This window comes from Pseudomonas veronii, assembly GCF_001439695.1.
GTDB lineage: Bacteria > Pseudomonadota > Gammaproteobacteria > Pseudomonadales > Pseudomonadaceae > Aquipseudomonas > Aquipseudomonas veronii.
This window is the reverse complement of the sequence record NZ_JYLL01000003.1, coordinates 267,943-284,366: the sequence shown is the minus strand read 5'-3', so window position 1 is coordinate 284,366 and position 16,424 is coordinate 267,943. Positions and strand designations below refer to the sequence as shown.

Sequence of the window (16,424 nt, the reverse complement as noted above, 5' to 3'; positions counted from 1 at the left end):
TCTCGCCGCAGCCCCTAATCTTGATGCAATAAAAACAGACCGGACTAGCCCATGGACTTCGTGCCTTACGCGGTACCGTTTTTCATCGCCTTGATCGTGGTTGAACTGCTCGTCGACCGTTGGCGCGGCGCGCGCAATTATCGGGTGGCGGATGCCATCAACAGCCTCAGCACTGGCGTGCTGTCCACCACCACCGGGCTGCTGACCAAGGGCGTGGGATTGCTGACCTACGCATTCGCCCTCAGGCACCTGGCGCTGATCGAGCTGTCGGCCGAGAGCGTCTGGACCTGGGTGTTCGCCTTTGTGTTCTACGACTTCTGCTATTACTGGCTGCATCGCTGCGGTCACGAGCGCAATATCCTGTGGGCCGCGCATTCGGTGCATCACCAGAGCGAGGACTACAACCTCACCACCGCCTTGCGCCAGACCAGCACCGGCTTTCTGCTGAGCTGGATCTTCTATCTGCCTCTGGCCGTGTTCGGCGTGCCGCTGGTGGTGTTCATCAGCGTAGCTTCGCTCAACCTGCTGTATCAATTCTGGGTCCACACCCGCCATGTGCCCAAGCTCGGCTGGTTCGAGTGGTTCTTCGTCACCCCGTCCAATCATCGGGCCCACCATGCACAGAACGCTCTCTACATGGATCGCAACTACGGCGGGGTGTTCATTATTTGGGACCGGCTGTTTGGCTCGTTTCAGGAAGAAGACGAAAACGAGCCGGTGATCTTTGGCGTCACCACCCCCTTGGCCAGTTGGAACCCGCTGTGGGCCAACCTGCAGTTCTATGCGCAGTTGTGGAGTGACGCGCGGCGCACGCAAAGCCGTTGGGACAAGCTGCGCATCTGGTTCATGCGTACCGGCTGGCGGCCGGCCGACGTGAAGGCCAACTACCCGTTGACCAAGCCGGACTTGAGCCAGTTCCGCAAATTCGAGGTGCCGCTGGATACGCGGCAACAGGTGTACGTCGCCCTGCAATTCGCGGTGTATGTGGGGTTTGGCAGTTATCTGATGAACGTCGGCGAAGGGCTGCCCACGGCGGCGTTGGTGCTGGGCTGGAGTGCAATGGCGTTGGGCCTGTTCAGCCTGGGCGTCGCCCTGGAGAACCGCCCGTGGGCGTTGAAGGCGGAACTGGTGCGCCTGGGCCTGAATGTGCCGTTGGTATGGCTGGCGCCGCTGGTCGGGCTTTGGCCGGCCAGCCACCTGGGCTGGCCGGGTCTGTTGAGCTACAGCTTGCTGAGCCTGATTGGCCTCTACTGCTGCCGAGGCCGGCTTACTCGACTGGCGTCTTAGGCGGCTCGGCCGGGCTGGTCTCACTCAGTTGTGCGGCCGCCAGTCGGGCCTTGGCGTCGGCACAGGCTTGACGGGCGATGCGCGCGTTCTTGAACCGCCGCCGCAGCCAGAGAACCAGGCCCAGCAGTAACAACGCACCCAGCACCCACAGCTCGTACTTCTTGATGCTGCCCAGCATGCCTTCCAGCACCGCGCCGAAATGGTACGCCGCCGCGCCGAGTGCCGCCGCCCAGACCGCCGCGCCAATGCCGTTGAGTAACAGGTAGCGCAAGGGCGGATAGCCGGACAGGCCAATCGCCACGGGCATCACCGTGCGCAATCCGTAGACAAAGCGGAAGCTCAACACCCAGATATCCGGGTGCTTGCGGATATGTTCCAGGGCTTTGTCGCCCATCAATTGCCAGCGCGGTTTACGTGCCAACAGTTTGCGGCCGTGCTTGCGCCCCATGTAATACCAAAGCTGGTCGCCGGCGTAGCTGCCAAAAAAAGCAACGACCACCACCAGGTTGATATCCATGTACCCACGGAACGCCAGGAAGCCTGCGAGAACGAGTATGGTCTCGCCTTCGAAGAACGTCCCGAGGAAGAGGGCAAAGTAGCCGAAGTCATGCAGAAATTGTTGAAGCATGGTCTGGGTGCTGGCGAAATGAACGCGCAGCCTACGCCTTCGCGATCATTCGTGAAAGTATCGAGATGTGTCACGAAGTGAACAATTCCTACAGAAACGCCGAATGCGACTACAGGTCGCATCGTTAAGCACAACTGTCATACCTTCGTCATAATGGCCGCTTATAACTGCAACACTCGCCCGTAAACGCGGGCTCAGGAGTCTGTCGTGAGCTTTACCCCTGCCAATCGCCTGTTTCCCGCGACCCGTCTGCGTCGCAACCGTCGTGATGATTTTTCTCGCCGTCTGGTCCGTGAAAACGTACTGACCACGAATGATCTGATCCTGCCGGTCTTTGTGCTGGACGGGGAAAACCGTCGGGAAGCCGTGGCGTCGATGCCGGGTGTCGAGCGCTTGACCATTGATTTGCTGCTGGAAGAGGCGGCGAACTGGGTCGAGTTGGGGATTCCGGCGCTGGCGCTGTTCCCCGTTACGCCTGCTGAACTCAAGTCCCTCGATGCCGCCGAAGCCTGGAACCCGCAAGGGATCGCCCAGCGCGCCACCCGTGCGTTGCGTGAGCGCTTCCCGGAATTGGGGGTGATCACCGATGTGGCCCTGGACCCGTTCACCACCCACGGGCAGGATGGCATCCTGGATGAAGACGGCTACGTGCAGAACGACATCACCGTCGACGCGCTGGTCAAGCAAGCCTTGTCTCATGCCGCCGCCGGGGCCCAGGTGGTCGCGCCGTCGGACATGATGGACGGCCGCATCCAGGCGATCCGCGAAGCCCTGGAGCTGGCCGGCCACGTCAATGTGCGGATCATGGCCTACTCGGCCAAATACGCCAGTGCCTACTATGGTCCGTTCCGCGATGCGGTGGGCTCGGCCCTGAACCTGGGCAAGGCCAACAAAGCCTCGTACCAGATGGACCCGGCCAACAGCCATGAAGCCCTGCACGAAGTGGCCGCCGACCTGGCCGAAGGCGCCGACATGGTGATGGTCAAGCCCGGGATGCCTTACCTGGACATCCTTTATCGGGTCAAAGAGGAATTCAAGGTGCCGACCTTTGTCTATCAGGTCAGCGGTGAATACGCCATGCACATGGCCGCGATCCAGAATGGTTGGTTGAGTGAAGGGGTGATCCTCGAATCCCTGACAGCCTTTAAACGTGCTGGCGCTGATGGCATTCTGACCTACTTCGCCGCCCGCGCTGCCCAATTGCTTAGAGAGCAACAATAGCCCTCACAGGAACACTCGATGAATACCGAAGGACTCTCAGAAGTTGCCGTAAAAGACGCCCACCCGGTGGTCGAATCCGTCGCCGAGACCCCGCCGGTGCCGGAGCCGGCGCCGCCGGTGGTGGTCGCCGAAGCGCCGGCCCCGGCGCCAGCGCCTGCCGTGGTGACCAACCTGGATGACAGCAGCCTGTACATCCACCGTGAGTTGTCACAACTGCAATTCAACATCCGCGTGCTGGAACAGGCGCTGGATGAGTCCTACCCGTTGCTGGAACGCCTGAAATTCCTGCTGATTTTCTCCAGCAACCTGGACGAGTTCTTCGAGATCCGCGTCGCCGGCCTCAAGAAGCAGATCACCTTCGCCCGTGAACAAGCCGGCGCCGATGGCCTGCAACCGCATCAAGCCCTGGCGCGCATCAGCGAGCTGGTACACGGGCATGTGGATCGCCAATACGCGATCCTCAACGACATCCTGCTGCCGGAACTGGAAAAACATCAGGTCCGCTTCATCCGTCGTCGCCACTGGACCACCAAGATCAAGACCTGGGTGCGTCGCTACTTCCGCGACGAGATCGCGCCGATCATCACGCCGATCGGTCTCGACCCGACTCACCCGTTCCCGTTGCTGGTCAACAAGAGCCTGAACTTCATCGTTGAGCTTGAAGGTATCGACGCCTTCGGTCGCGATTCCGGCCTGGCGATCATCCCGGCACCGCGTCTGCTGCCACGGATCATCAAGGTACCGGAAGAGGTGGGGGGCGCTGGCGATAACTATGTATTCCTGTCGTCGATGATCCACGCGCACGCCGATGACCTGTTCCAGGGCATGAAGGTCAAGGGCTGCTACCAGTTCCGCCTGACCCGTAACGCCGACCTGGCGCTGGACTCCGAAGACGTCGAAGACTTGGCCCGCGCCCTGCGCGGCGAGCTGTTCTCGCGGCGCTACGGCGATGCGGTGCGTCTGGAAGTGGCCGACACCTGCCCGAAACATCTGTCGGACTACCTGCTCAAGCAGTTCAACCTCGGCGAGAGCGAGCTGTACCAGGTCAACGGCCCGGTCAACTTGACGCGTCTGTTCAGCATCACCGGCCTGGACAGCCACCCGGAGCTGCAATACACGCCGTTCACGCCGCAGATCCCGAAACTGCTGCAAAACAGCGAAAACATTTTCAGCGTGGTCAGCAAGCAGGACATCCTGTTGCTGCACCCGTTCGAGTCCTTCACCCCGGTGGTCGACCTGTTGCGCCAGGCCGCCAAGGACCCGCATGTACTCGCCGTGCGCCAGACCCTGTACCGCAGCGGCGCCAACTCGGAGATCGTCGACGCCCTGGTGGACGCTGCGCGTAACGGCAAGGAAGTCACCGCGGTGATCGAACTGCGCGCGCGCTTCGACGAAGAGTCCAACCTGCAACTGGCCAGCCGCCTGCAAGCGGCCGGCGCGGTGGTGATCTACGGTGTGGTCGGGTTCAAGACCCACGCCAAGATGATGCTGATCCTGCGCCGCGAAGCCGGAGAGATCGTGCGTTACGCGCACTTGGGCACCGGCAACTATCACGCCGGTAACGCCAAGCTCTACACCGACTACAGCCTGCTGACCTCCGACGACGCCTTGTGTGAAGACGTCGGCAAGTTGTTCAGCCAGTTGATCGGCATGGGTAAGACGTTGCGCATGAAGAAGCTGCTGCATGCGCCGTTCACCCTGAAGAAGGGCATGCTCGACATGATCGCCCGCGAGACCCAGTTCGCGCTCGACGGCAAACCGGCGCACATCATCGCCAAGTTCAACTCGCTGACCGATCCGAAGATCATCCGCGCGCTGTACAAGGCCAGCCAGTCCGGCGTGCGTATCGACCTGGTGGTACGCGGCATGTGCTGCCTGCGGCCGGGCATCGCCGGGGTCTCGCACAACATCCATGTGCGCTCGATCATCGGGCGGTTCCTGGAGCACACGCGGGTGTTCTACTTCCTCAACGGCGGGGAGGAGCAGATGTACCTCTCCAGCGCCGACTGGATGGAGCGCAACCTCGACAAGCGCGTGGAGACGTGTTTCCCGGTGGAAGGCAAGAAGCTGATCATGCGGGTCAAGAAAGAGCTGGAAAGTTATCTCACCGATAACACCCACAGCTGGAGCCTGCAGTCGGACGGCCGCTACGTGCGCAACACGCCGACCGGCAACCAGAACCCGCGCAGCGCCCAGGCCACCTTGCTGGAGAGGCTGGGTAGCCCGATTCTCGCGGTGAATTAACCGACCTAATGTGGGAGGGGCGGTGCGACGATTCGACTTGCCCCCGATGGCGGCAGTTCAGTCAAAGTACCAAGTGACTGACACACCGCCATCGGGAGGTCGAATCGTCGCACCGCCCCTCCCACATGTATTTTCGGTGTTCTTTAGCGCACGTTCAGGCTGAAGCCCACCCGCGTCAGCCACTCCGCTTCCTGGGCGAAGTCCGCCTGGGTCAGCTGGTTTTCCTCCAGCCAGCCTTCCGGGAACACCACGTCGAGGCTGTCGCCGCTGGCGCGCAGGGTCACCTGGGGCATTTCCTGGGTGCCACGGATGTGGTGGAACAGGATCGCAAAGCGCAGCAGCACGCACAGGCGGATCAGCTTGATGCCTTCGTCACCGAATTCGGCGAACTTGTCCTTGGGGATATTGCGGCGATGGCCGCGTACCAGCAGCGCGAGCATCTGCTGGTCTTCCCGGGAGAAACCGGCCAGGTCGGAGTGCTCGATCAGGTAGGCGCCGTGCTTGTGGTAATGGTAGTGGGCGATATCCAGGCCCACTTCATGCACCTTGGCCGCCCAGCCCAGCAGTTCGCGCCATACACCGTCTTCCAGGTCCCAGTCCGCGGCCACCTGGTCGAAGGCATGCAGGGCTTTGCGTTCCACGCGGGCCGCTTGTTCCAGATCGGCGTGATAGCGCTCCATCAACGAGCTGAGGGTGCGCTCACGCACGTCCTCATGGTGATGACGGCCGAGCAGGTCGTAAAGCACACCTTCGCGCAGGGCGCCGTCGCAGTGGTCCATGCGTTGCAGTTCGAGGGCGTCGAAGATCGCTTCGAGAATCGCCAGGCCCGCCGGGAAAATCGTGCGGCGGTCGGGCTTGATACCATCGAAGTCGATTTTTTCGGCATCTCCCAGCTTGAACAGCTTGCGCTTGAGCCACGCCAGGCCTTCGGCGTTGACCTCGCCGGTGCCATGGCCGCCGGCTTTCAAGGCCAGGCCGATGGCGCGGATGGTGCCGGACGAGCCGATCGCTTCATCCCACGACAGGCGATGCAGGGCGTGCTCGATGCTCATGATCTCCAGCCGCGCCGCCGTGTAGGCCTGGGCATAACGCGCCGGGGTGATCTTGCCGTCCTTGAAATAACGCTGGGTATAGCTGACGCAGCCCATCTGCAGGCTTTCGCGCAGCAGCGGCTCGAAGCGCTGGCCGATGATGAATTCGGTACTGCCGCCGCCGATGTCCGCCACCAGGCGCTTGCCGGGGGTGTCGGCCAGGGTGTGGGACACGCCGAGGTAGATCAGGCGCGCTTCTTCGCGTCCGGAGATGACTTCCACCGGGTGCCCGAGGATCTCCTCGGCGCGGCGGATGAATTCGCCCCGGTTACGGGCTTCGCGCAACGCGTTGGTGCCGACGATTCGCACAGCACCCGGGGGCATGCCGTTGATCAACTGGGCAAACCGCTTGAGGCAATCGAGCCCGCGCTGCATGGATTCTTCATTGAGCTGGCGCGCGTCGTCGATTCCGGCAGCCAGTTGGACTTTTTCGCCTAGCCGCTCAAGGATGCGGATTTCGCCGTTCTGGGCCTTGGCCACGACCATATGAAAGCTGTTGGAGCCCAGGTCGATGGCGGCGATCAGGGACAGATTCTTGGCTTGGGATTGCGGCATGGTTAGAGGGTCTCGGTCGATAACCTGACCATCGTGCCACGATCGACCGCTGGAGCCAACGCGTAGCGCTCCGGTAATTTTCCTAAGGGTGTCTGCGAGGAATTCTTGTGGGAAATGTAGGGTGGGTTTCTAAATATCCAATGAATGGGGTTTTAGTTTTGTAGGAGTTTTTAACTAGTTGTTGTTGTAAAGCTTTTTATGATTTTCCCTACAGAGTGCTTGTTGATGTTCCTTTGGTTTTTTTGTTTAGGACTACCTCGCGGTCGGGTAAAGGCGACTCTTTGTTTTTACGGCTCCCACACTAACTGATGTGTTATCTGATTCTTTAATGAAGTGCCAAAGCGACAGACTGTCATCCGGCAATATTGCCTGGGTGTTATTTATTTATAGTCGTGCAGGTCCGGAGAAATAAGCCGTTTGGCGCTGGACTTGCCGAGAGATAAATAAAGAACGCCTGATAACTTTCAGTGACAGGTCGAATATGAAAAAAATTGTTGGATTGACTCTCGGTCTCGCTTGCCTGGCTGCGGCCATCAGTGCTAACGCATCCACCAGTGCCGAACTGGTCGTCAGGGGCACGATCAAACCCGCTGCCTGCAACCTCAGCATGACTGGCGGCGGCATTATCAATTACGGCGATATTCCTTCGGGCCAACTCTCCCAGACGGCGTTCAACCCGCTTCGGGAAATGACCACGCCCCTGTCCGTCAATTGCGGCACCGGCAGCGCTCCGTTCGGGCTGACATTCACCGACCTGCAGGCCGGCAGCAGGGTAACGGGCATTCTCAGCGCCCTTGGCGCAGGTTATACCGAGGTGCATAACTTCGGCTTGGGTTCGGTCGCTGGCAAAAATACCGGTGGTTATGCGGTTACGCTCAGGGACCTCAGATCGCCGAGCAAAACGCTGACGGCTATTACACGTGTCGGCGAAGGCGCGGCCTGGCAGAGCAGTGATGGCAAAGTCGCGAAATCGCCTAACCAATCTTCGTGGCGCAGTGGCACTTCGCTCATTCCGGCCGAACTCTCTCAACTGACCGGGACTATCGCAGTACGGGCCGTGATCAACAAAGGCCAAGACTTGAACCTGGCTCGCGACGTTACTCTTGATGGTCGCGCAACGCTTACTTTGGTTTACCTCTAAGCGGCTGAAATACAGCCGATCAAAGAACGCACGCGTTCTGATCGGCTGTTTTCATGTGGGTGCTTGGCTATCAATTGCCAACTTCATGGTCTGCGGGGAACACTGAGTGCGTAGTCTTTCAGTAATAAATAATCTGCTGTTGTTGTGTGCAAGTGTGTGCCTGTGTTTTACCGGCATGGTATTGGCGGACGGAATGTTGCCGGAAACCTCGGTTGTGGTTCTTTATGAGGAACAAGGCGAGGCCACGATAAATATCAAGAACACCGATTCGGGGCCGGCGCTGCTTCATTCAGTCGTACTGAACGTGCCCGAAGACGTAGAGCCCCTATTGATTGTCACGCCGCCTATTGCGCGTGTGGAACCCGGTGAAACCCAGTTGGTGCGTTTCATCAGCACCTTGGAAGCACCGCTGAAGACCCAGCGCTTGAAGCGTGTGTCCTTCGAGGGTATTCCGCAGGCGCGTGCCGCAGGGGGTGCGACCATCGGTATCACCCTTCGGCAGAATCTGCCGCTGATCCTGCACCCCAAAGGCTTGCCTCAACATCACACGCCCTGGGAGCTGCTGAAGTGGCGGCGGGCAGGAGAGATGCTGGCTGTTCACAACGACAGTGCTTATGTGGTGCGCCTGGCGCCGGAGGTGCAGTTGCTGCCCCAGCGGGTTCTGGCGACGTTGCCGCGTGCTTACATTTTGCCGGGGGAGGCGTTGACGGCGAAGGTTGACGGAACATTGGACGGCTTGGCCGAAGTCGAGATCCAGCCCGCCACGGTCTATGGGTTTTCGGTAGACAGCTACCGCGCCCCGATCAGTACCGATGGGGGTTGAGCGGCTTATGAAAAACCTGTCGAGTAATACGCCTGCGGTTTCCATCCGGTCTCGCCGCCCCACGCTGCTCATCGGGTTTGCGACCCTGTGGAGCTTGCCCGGCCTGGCTCCAGCGCTCGAGTTGGGCGAGGGTTTCGACCTCGCGGCACTGACCACCCACGGTATTGACCCGAAGGTCTCCGACTACTTCCGCAGTGCGGCGCGTTTTCGCGAAGGCGTCCAGGTGGTAGGGCTGCGGGTCAACGGGAACCCGCTCGGGTCAGTCGATGCGCGGTTCGACGCACAGGGGCAATTGTGTTTCACCCCGGGCTTGCTCGAGAAAGCCGGGTTGGTGCAGCCCCGCGCCGTTGTCCGCAAAGGCGCCTCACCGGACCAGGCCTGCCATGACTTCCTGGGCGCCTTCCCGACGACGATGGTTCGGCTCCGGCCCGGCATCGATGAGGTGGCACTGGTGGTGCCGACCCAGTCATTGCGTGAACCCCAGTGGGAGGTCGGGGACTTTGCCCAGGGTGGCGCAGCGGCGATGTTCAACTATGACGTGCTGGGTTTCGACAACCGTTCGCGCAGTGAGTCCAGCCGGTTCGTGTCGGCCTACACCGAAGCAGGCTTCAACCTGGGCGACTGGATTGTCCGCAGCCGCCAATTCTATGTGTCCGACAATGGCGACGCGCGCACCGAACACCTGTACGCCTTCGCCCAGCGGGATCTGGCTGCGCTGCGATCGACGTTCCAGGTGGGCCAGCTCTCCAGCAACAATCCGCTGTTTGGCGGCATCCAGTTGTCCGGTGTGCAGTTTTCCCCCGATGGCCAGTCGCGGGTGCCGGCGGGCGGCAATAATGCGGTGGTCGAGGGGCTGGCCCAGAGTCAGTCGCGGATTGAAGTGCGCCAGTCCGGCGTGCTGATCCATAGCACGCTGGTGCCCGAAGGCCCCTTCCGGCTGACCGGGTTGCCTTTGCTCAATGGCACCAGCGACCTCGAAGTCAGCGTGATCGATGTACGCGGCGCCAAGCGCAGTTTCGTGGTGCCGGCGGCTTCGTTCGCGGGGGCAGCCCCGGCGGCGCCCGGCTATTATTTTTCGCTGGGCAAGGTGCGCGAAAACAGCGACGCGCAGGCGCCGTCGCCGGTGGTCGCCATGGGCAGCGGCACCTGGGGCCTGGGGCGTGAATCGTCGGCGGGGTTTGGCTTATTGAGCACCGATGAATACTGGTCGGCAGGCGGCACCCTGAGCAGCGTCTTTTTCCAGCGGGTTGCGGTTGGCGCTCGCCACAATGTGTCCCGAGACGGCCGTAACGCGGTGTCGGGTTCGCGTAGCAGCGTGTCCGTGAGCAGCCCGGTCTACGCCAATATAGACGTCAACTTCAGCGCCACCACCCAGACCCGGGGGTATCGCGAGGTGCTTGAAGCGGGCCGCTCGTTCAAGGCCGACGAGTTGGGTTCGCGCTTCAAGAACCAGTACACGGCGGGCATGAGCTGGGCCGATCCAACCCTGGGCGCGTTCTCCCTGGGTTATTCGCGCAGCGCGCAATTTGACCGGCAAACGGCCGAACATGTGTTTGCTTCGTGGAACAAGTCGTTCAGTCACGTCGATGTTGCTTTGATCGCCGACTCGCAGGTGGGCGGCACGCGGCCACGGCGTGACGCCAGCGTTGCCGCCGGCCGGCGCGATAGCACGGTGGACAATGATCTGTCGGTACGGTTACAGATCAGCGTGCCGCTGGGCGGTGATCGTCGTGTGAACAGCTACGTCAGCCGGCGTGGTCACCAGTCCCGCGCTGGCACGGCACTCAGCGAACGGGTCAATGACTATGTGAATTACGAGGTAGGAGTCGAGCGCGACCTCAGCGCCCGCGAACAAGCGGTTCGCGGCCATGTGGACCTGCTGCCGCGCTACACCCGCGTCGGCCTGGGCGTCAGCCGAGATGCCCAGGGCACCGGTTATACGGGGCAACTGCAAGGCGGCATCGTCGCGCACGAAAACGGCCTGACCTTCTCGCCCTATCCCGTGCAGGACACGTTCGGCATCGTCTCCGTGGGGGATATCGGCTCCGCGAAAGTCGAAACCCCCCAGGGGCCGGTGTGGACCGACTTCACCGGGCAGGCCGTGATTGCCGGCTTGCCCGCGTATGCCAACAGCCGCGTCGAAGTGCAGACGCAGTCGTTGCCCAGGCGGGTTGACCTGAAGAACGGCACCCAGGTGCTCGCCGCCGGTCGCGGGTCCTTCAATACCGTCGCGTTCGATGTGGTGACAGTGCGCCGCGTGTTGCTCACCGCCAGCGATCAGCACGGTCAGCCGTTGCCCCAGGGCGCGTCGGTGTTCGGCCAGGATGGCCGCTTCCTCACCAGCGTGGTGGGCGAAGGCATGATTTTCCTGAATGACGTCAATGAGTCGCAAAGCCTGCGGGTTTCGTTGCCGGACTCTTCCACCTGCCAACTGAGCCTTGACCCCGGAACCCAGCCTGACCATGACAAGTTCTATGAGACCACGACGGCGGTGTGCCATGGCCGCTAAGTGGAGAAGCGCGGGCGTCGTCCTGTTCTGCGCGCTGTTGATGGCCCAGGGCGTGCGCGCTGAAAACTGCCGGTTGTCCGTGAGCCAGCCGCGCCTCGACTATGGCGTCATTCGCAGGGAGGCCGTCGTCCAAAGCACCTCCGTGGCCCTCGGCACCCGCACGCTGCACCTGAACGTCGTGTGTACGCAGCCTTCGATGATTGCGTTGCGCTTCATCGGTGCGGCGGATGGGCAAGGTTTCCGGTTTGACCGCCAGGGGCGTATGCGCCTGAGTCTCAAGCATGCCCAGGTCGATGGGCGCGCCGTCGAGTGGGGGGTGGCGCACTTGCCCGGTGAAACCGTCAGCGGGGCGTTGTTGCCGGGCCAGGTCCTGGTGGCACGCGCAGCAGGTCAAGCGCTGGTCGGCCAGCGCCTGACGGCCCAGGTCGATGTCGATATCGACCTGCCTTCCGATGCCCTGCAGGTCCGCGATGAAACGCGGCTGGAGGGGCGGGGCACCTTCGAGCTGGTCAGCCCGGCTGCCCCACCGAGCCGATGAAGTTGGCCAGTTCGGGGGTGCGGGGGTTGGCGAACAGCGCCTGGGGCGGGCCCACTTCATGCACCTTGCCCTGGTGCATGAACACCAGTTTGTCCCCGACTTCGCGGGCGAAACGCATTTCGTGGGTCACCATGATCAGGGTCATGCCGTCCTTGGCCAGTTGGCGCACCACGCTAAGCACTTCATTGACCAGTTCCGGGTCCAGCGCCGAGGTGATCTCGTCGCACAGCAGCACCTTGGGCGACATGGCCAGGGCGCGGGCTATCGCGACGCGTTGTTGCTGGCCACCGGACAGGCGATCAGGGAAGGCGTCGAACTTCTCGCCCAGGCCGACCCGCTCCAGCATCTGCCGCGCCAACTGGGCGGCCTTGGCCTTGGGCACTTTCTGCACCACCTGCGGCGCGAGCATGACGTTTTCGCCCACCGTCAGGTGCGGGAACAGGTTGAACTGCTGGAACACCATGCCGACTTTCTGCCGCAGGCTGCGCAGGTCGGCGCGGGCGGCGTCGAGGTATTCGCCGTCGACTTCGATCACGCCGTCGTTGATCGACTCCAGGCCATTGAGGGTGCGCAGCAAGGTCGACTTGCCCGAGCCGCTGCGGCCGATGATCGCGACGACCTGGCCTTCTTCAACGGTCAAGTCGATGCCCTTGAGCACATGGTGATCGCCGTAATACTTATGCAGGGCGGAAATTCTAAGCAGAGGCATGCAGTCTCCTTTCCAGGTAGCGCGCACTGAGGGACAAGGGGTAGCAGAGCAGGAAGTAACCGAGGGCCACCAGGCCGTAGACCATAAAGGGCTCGAACGTGGCGTTGGCGAGCATGCCGCCGGTCTTGGTCAGTTCGGTGAAGCCGATGATCGAGGTCACCGCGGTGCCTTTGACCACTTGCACCGAGAACCCCACGGTAGGCGCCACGGCAATCCGCAGGGCCTGGGGCAGGATCACGTAGCGCAGCTGTTCCAGCGGGCTCAGGGCCAGGCTGGCCGAGGCTTCCCACTGCCCGTGGGCGATGGAGTCGACGCAGCCGCGCCAGATCTCGGCGAGGTAGGCGCTGGTAAACAAGGTCAAGGCAATCGCCGCCGCCAGCCAGGGCGAGATATCCACCCCGAGCAGGGCGACGCCGAAAAACACCAGGAACAGCTGCATCAACAGCGGCGTGCCCTGGAACAGTTCGATATAGGTGCGGGCGACATTGCGCGGGAAGGCTTTGCGGCTGATACGCATCGTCATCACCAGCAGGCCGATCAGGCCACCGCCCACAAACGCCACCAGCGACAGCAACAGTGTCCATTGCAGGCCGACGAGCAGGTTGCGCACGATGTCCCAGAAGGAAAAATCACTCATCGGCTGTTCCTCATCACAAACCGGCGGCCGATCCAGTTGAGCAACTGGCGAATCATCAACGCCATGCACAGGTACACCAGGGTGGTCAGGGCATAGGTCTCAAAGGCGCGGAAGTTGCGCGACTGGATGAAGTTGGCGGCAAAACTCAGCTCTTCGGTGGCGATCTGCGAACACACCGCCGAGCCGAGCATCACAATGATGATCTGGCTGCTCAGGGCCGGCCACACCTTGCCCAGCGCCGGCAGCAGCACCACATGGCGGAACGCCTCGAAGCGCGTCATCGCCAGGGCGGCGGCAGCCTCCAGCTGACCACTGGGGATCGCCTGGATGCCGGCGCGGATGATCTCGGTGGAATAGGCGCCCAGGTTGATCACCATCGCCAATACCGCCGCTTGCCACTCGGTGATTTTCAGCCCCAGGGAGGGCAGGCCGAAGAAGATGAAAAACAACTGCACCAGAAATGGCGTGTTGCGGATCAACTCGACATACACCCCGAAGAACCAGGCGAACGGCTGGATTTTCCACGCCCGCACCACTGCGCCGACGGTGCCCAGGGCGACCCCCAGGATTGCGCCGATCGCCGTCAGTTCAAGGGTGAACAGGGCGCCGCGCAACAGCAGGTCGGTATTGGCCAGCACCGGCACAAAGTCGAATTGATAGGCCATGAATCAGCTCCGTCGCGGGCTTCAGAGATCAGCAGGCAGAGGTTCTTTCAGCCACTGCATTGCATTCTTTTCCAGGCTGCCGTCAGCCTTGGCCGCCACCAGGATCTGGTTGACCTTCTCCAGCAGCGCCGGCTCGTTCTTGTTCACGCCCACGTACACCGGCGAATCCTTGAGCTTCACTTTCAGCGCCGGCACGCGTTTCGGGCTGCGCTCGCTGATCGCAACCATCACCACGTTGCCGCTGGCGATCAGGTCGACCTGGCCGGCCAGGTAGGCGGCGATGGTCGAATTGTTGTCTTCGAAGCGCTTGATCGTGGCTTCCTTGGGCGCGACGGCCGTCAGCTCGATGTCTTCGATGGCGCCGCGGGTCACGCTGATGGTCTTGCCCTTGAGGTCGTCGGTGCTGCTGATGGCGGCGTCAGGCGGGCCGAACACGGCCAGGTAGAACGGCGCGTAGGCCTTGGAGAAGTCGATGACCTTTTCCCGCTCGGGGTTCTTGCCCAGGCTGGAAATCACCAGGTCGACCTTGCCGGTCGTGAGGAACGGGATGCGGTTGGTGCTGTTGACCGGGGTCAGCTCCAGTTTGACCTTGAGCTGGTCGGCCAGCAGCTTGGCGGTGTCGATGTCCAGGCCGCGTGGTTTCATGTCGGGGCCGACCGAGCCGAACGGCGGGAAGTCCTGGGGCACGGCGACCTTCAAGGTGCCGCGGGCAACGATATCGTCCAGACCGTTGGCCTGGGCGGGTGCCTGGCTCAGCATCAGGCTGGCAAACAGGGCGGTGAGCAGGGCGCTGTAGCGCTTGGTCATGGGAACTCTCCGAGAAGGGCGAAGGGGCATTCTGTTTTTGCCCAGTGCACAGCCCATGCCATCCCGGCTCGGTTCGTCTGCAAGGCCGGGATTTGTTGAGCTTCGGTGGTCTTACTGGTCTGAACAGTGAGCGCGGCTTTCGCACCTTTTTCGAGCGCCGCCCAAAGCGCGCGAGCCCCTTTGGGGCGTGGCTTGCCGCTGGGCACGAATAGCTTTACAACTAGCCGCTCAGTTGTCTGGAACCTTGAGTTTTTTATGAATTCCATCGCCCAAGCGGTACCGGAAGCGGCCTTGCAGGCCATCCGCAAACTGATCAAGGAGCAAGGCTTCGGGCCGGGCGACGCACTGCCGTCCCAGCGCGACCTGGCGCTGCAGTTGGGCGTGAGCCGGGCGTCATTGCGCGAAGCGTTGTCGTCCCTGAGTGCCTTGGGGGTGGTCAGCGTGCAGCCGGGCAAAGGCGTGTTCGTGCAAGAGGCACAGGAGCCGCCGGGGTTTGCGTGGCCCTTCGCGGCCCAGGCGACGCCGCTGGATATCTTCCAGTTGCGCTATGCCCTGGAAGGGTTTGCGGCAGGGTTGGCGGCCGTTACGCTGACCATTGATGAACTGGATAGCCTGGAAGAGAATGTCGAAGCCATGCGCAAGGTGCTCAAGGCCGGCGACTTCGAAGCGGCCGCGCGGCTGGACTTCGAATTCCACCAGCGCATCCTCCTCGCCAGCGGCAACCAGGCGATGGTCAGCATCCTGAGTGCCAGCGCCGAGGTGTTCCTGGAGAGCCAGAAGCTACCGTTCATCCGGCCAGAGCGGGCCATGGAAACCTGGCAGGAGCACCGCAGAGTCTTGCGCGCCCTGGCCCGGCGCGCGAGCGCGGCGGCGCAGAAAACCATGCAGGAACATGTACGTAATGCGGCGTTGCGCACCGGGATTGCTTTCGTGACTCCCGTAGCGCCGTGAGCGAGGCGATACCCAAACTCATGCGCCACCATAGCAAGACTCAATCAGAGGCGGCTTCCTGAACGAGGGAAGGGCAGCTATGATGGGCCACGTTTTTTTTGCTTACAATCCGGAGACATCCATGAGCAACGATCTTATCAAGCACGTCACCGACGCGACCTTTGAGGCCGAAGTACTCAAGGCTGCTGGCCCGGTGCTGGTTGACTACTGGGCTGAATGGTGTGGCCCTTGCAAAATGATCGCTCCGGTTCTGGACGACATTGCAACCGAGTACGACGGCAGATTGACCATTGCCAAGCTGAACATCGACGAAAACCAGGAAACCCCGGCCAAGCATGGCGTGCGTGGTATTCCGACCCTGATGCTGTTCAAGGACGGCGAAGTCGCAGCGACCAAAGTGGGCGCGCTGTCGAAGTCCCAACTGGCTGCATTCATCGACGTGAACCTCTAAGCGTCGTCAAAAAGGCCCCGCAAATTGCGGGGCTTTTTCGTGAAACAGGGCTAGACGCTCCGAAACTCAGGTGGTACATTCGGCCCCGCACTGGTTTCTCCACTGCCCCCTGCAAGCCGTCGCCGACGCATTCCTTTTCGATTAGTACGCGATCCTGTCGCCTTCTC

At 61.7% G+C, this 16,424-nt stretch carries 15 protein-coding genes; 9 read left to right on the top strand and 6 right to left on the bottom strand.

Annotated elements, in window-relative coordinates; genetic code table 11:
- Positions 1–51 precede the first annotated feature (51 nt).
- Positions 52–1,287, top strand: coding sequence for a sterol desaturase family protein (locus tag TU80_RS05645; RefSeq protein ID WP_057003999.1), 1,236 nt, complete (start codon positions 52–54; stop codon positions 1,285–1,287).
- Here TU80_RS05645 and TU80_RS05640 read toward each other — a convergent pair.
- Positions 1,268–1,915, bottom strand: a complete 648-nt coding sequence (locus TU80_RS05640) for a DedA family protein (protein WP_017845144.1) — start codon at positions 1,913–1,915, stop codon at positions 1,268–1,270. The genes TU80_RS05645 and TU80_RS05640 overlap by 20 nt on opposite strands.
- A gap of 207 nt (positions 1,916–2,122) precedes the next feature.
- On the opposite strand from TU80_RS05640, the gene hemB reads away from it, so the two are divergent.
- Complete coding sequence (gene hemB / locus TU80_RS05635) at positions 2,123–3,136, top strand: porphobilinogen synthase (RefSeq protein ID WP_057003998.1); 1,014 nt, start codon at positions 2,123–2,125, stop codon at positions 3,134–3,136.
- Between the two features lie 18 nt (positions 3,137–3,154).
- On the top strand, positions 3,155–5,380 hold the full coding sequence (gene ppk1, locus TU80_RS05630) for a polyphosphate kinase 1 (protein ID WP_046381681.1): 2,226 nt from the start codon (positions 3,155–3,157) through the stop codon (positions 5,378–5,380).
- 143 nt (positions 5,381–5,523) lie between these two features.
- Here the strand turns inward: ppk1 and ppx are convergent, their stop codons facing one another.
- Positions 5,524–7,026 (bottom strand): exopolyphosphatase, encoded by a 1,503-nt coding sequence (gene ppx / locus TU80_RS05625; protein ID WP_017845141.1) that lies wholly within the window; start codon positions 7,024–7,026, stop codon positions 5,524–5,526.
- 481 nt (positions 7,027–7,507) lie between these two features.
- Here ppx and TU80_RS05620 point away from each other — a divergent pair, with 481 nt between their 5' ends.
- The 4 genes from TU80_RS05620 (at position 7,508) to TU80_RS05605 (ending at position 12,037) form a co-directional block, all read left to right on the top strand.
- Positions 7,508–8,167, top strand: a complete 660-nt coding sequence (locus TU80_RS05620) for a DUF1120 domain-containing protein (RefSeq protein ID WP_046381682.1) — start codon at positions 7,508–7,510, stop codon at positions 8,165–8,167.
- Between the two features lie 106 nt (positions 8,168–8,273).
- Positions 8,274–8,990 carry a fimbria/pilus chaperone family protein gene (locus TU80_RS05615; RefSeq protein WP_169796380.1) on the top strand — a complete coding sequence of 239 codons (717 nt, stop codon included), beginning with the start codon at positions 8,274–8,276 and terminating at the stop codon, positions 8,988–8,990.
- A 7-nt stretch (positions 8,991–8,997) separates the two neighbouring features.
- Positions 8,998–11,499, top strand: a complete 2,502-nt coding sequence (locus tag TU80_RS05610; RefSeq protein WP_057003997.1) for a fimbria/pilus outer membrane usher protein — start codon at positions 8,998–9,000, stop codon at positions 11,497–11,499.
- A complete protein-coding gene (locus TU80_RS05605; protein ID WP_057003996.1) occupies positions 11,489–12,037 on the top strand; it encodes a DUF1120 domain-containing protein in 549 nt (182 codons plus the stop codon). The genes TU80_RS05610 and TU80_RS05605 overlap by 11 nt, the downstream gene beginning before the upstream one ends.
- On the opposite strand, the gene TU80_RS05600 is transcribed toward TU80_RS05605, so the two are convergent.
- The 4 genes from TU80_RS05600 to TU80_RS05585 are packed head-to-tail and all read right to left on the bottom strand — an operon-like array spanning position 12,009 to position 14,855.
- Positions 12,009–12,746, bottom strand: a complete 738-nt coding sequence (locus tag TU80_RS05600) for an amino acid ABC transporter ATP-binding protein (RefSeq protein ID WP_017845136.1) — start codon at positions 12,744–12,746, stop codon at positions 12,009–12,011. The genes TU80_RS05605 and TU80_RS05600 overlap by 29 nt on opposite strands.
- Positions 12,733–13,383, bottom strand: a complete 651-nt coding sequence (locus tag TU80_RS05595) for an amino acid ABC transporter permease (protein ID WP_046381686.1) — start codon at positions 13,381–13,383, stop codon at positions 12,733–12,735. The genes TU80_RS05600 and TU80_RS05595 overlap by 14 nt, the downstream gene beginning before the upstream one ends.
- On the bottom strand, positions 13,380–14,048 hold the full coding sequence (locus TU80_RS05590; RefSeq protein ID WP_046381687.1) for an amino acid ABC transporter permease: 669 nt from the start codon (positions 14,046–14,048) through the stop codon (positions 13,380–13,382). Before TU80_RS05590 ends, TU80_RS05595 begins: the two co-directional genes overlap by 4 nt.
- Before the next feature lie 21 nt (positions 14,049–14,069).
- Positions 14,070–14,855, bottom strand: coding sequence for a transporter substrate-binding domain-containing protein (locus TU80_RS05585; RefSeq protein WP_046381688.1), 786 nt, complete (start codon positions 14,853–14,855; stop codon positions 14,070–14,072).
- Positions 14,856–15,110: 255 nt separating this feature from the next.
- On the opposite strand from TU80_RS05585, the gene TU80_RS05580 reads away from it, so the two are divergent.
- On the top strand, positions 15,111–15,806 hold the full coding sequence (locus tag TU80_RS05580; RefSeq protein WP_017845132.1) for a FadR/GntR family transcriptional regulator: 696 nt from the start codon (positions 15,111–15,113) through the stop codon (positions 15,804–15,806).
- Between the two features lie 121 nt (positions 15,807–15,927).
- Positions 15,928–16,257, top strand: coding sequence for a thioredoxin TrxA (gene trxA / locus TU80_RS05575; RefSeq protein ID WP_057003995.1), 330 nt, complete (start codon positions 15,928–15,930; stop codon positions 16,255–16,257).
- Positions 16,258–16,424: the final 167 nt, after the last annotated feature.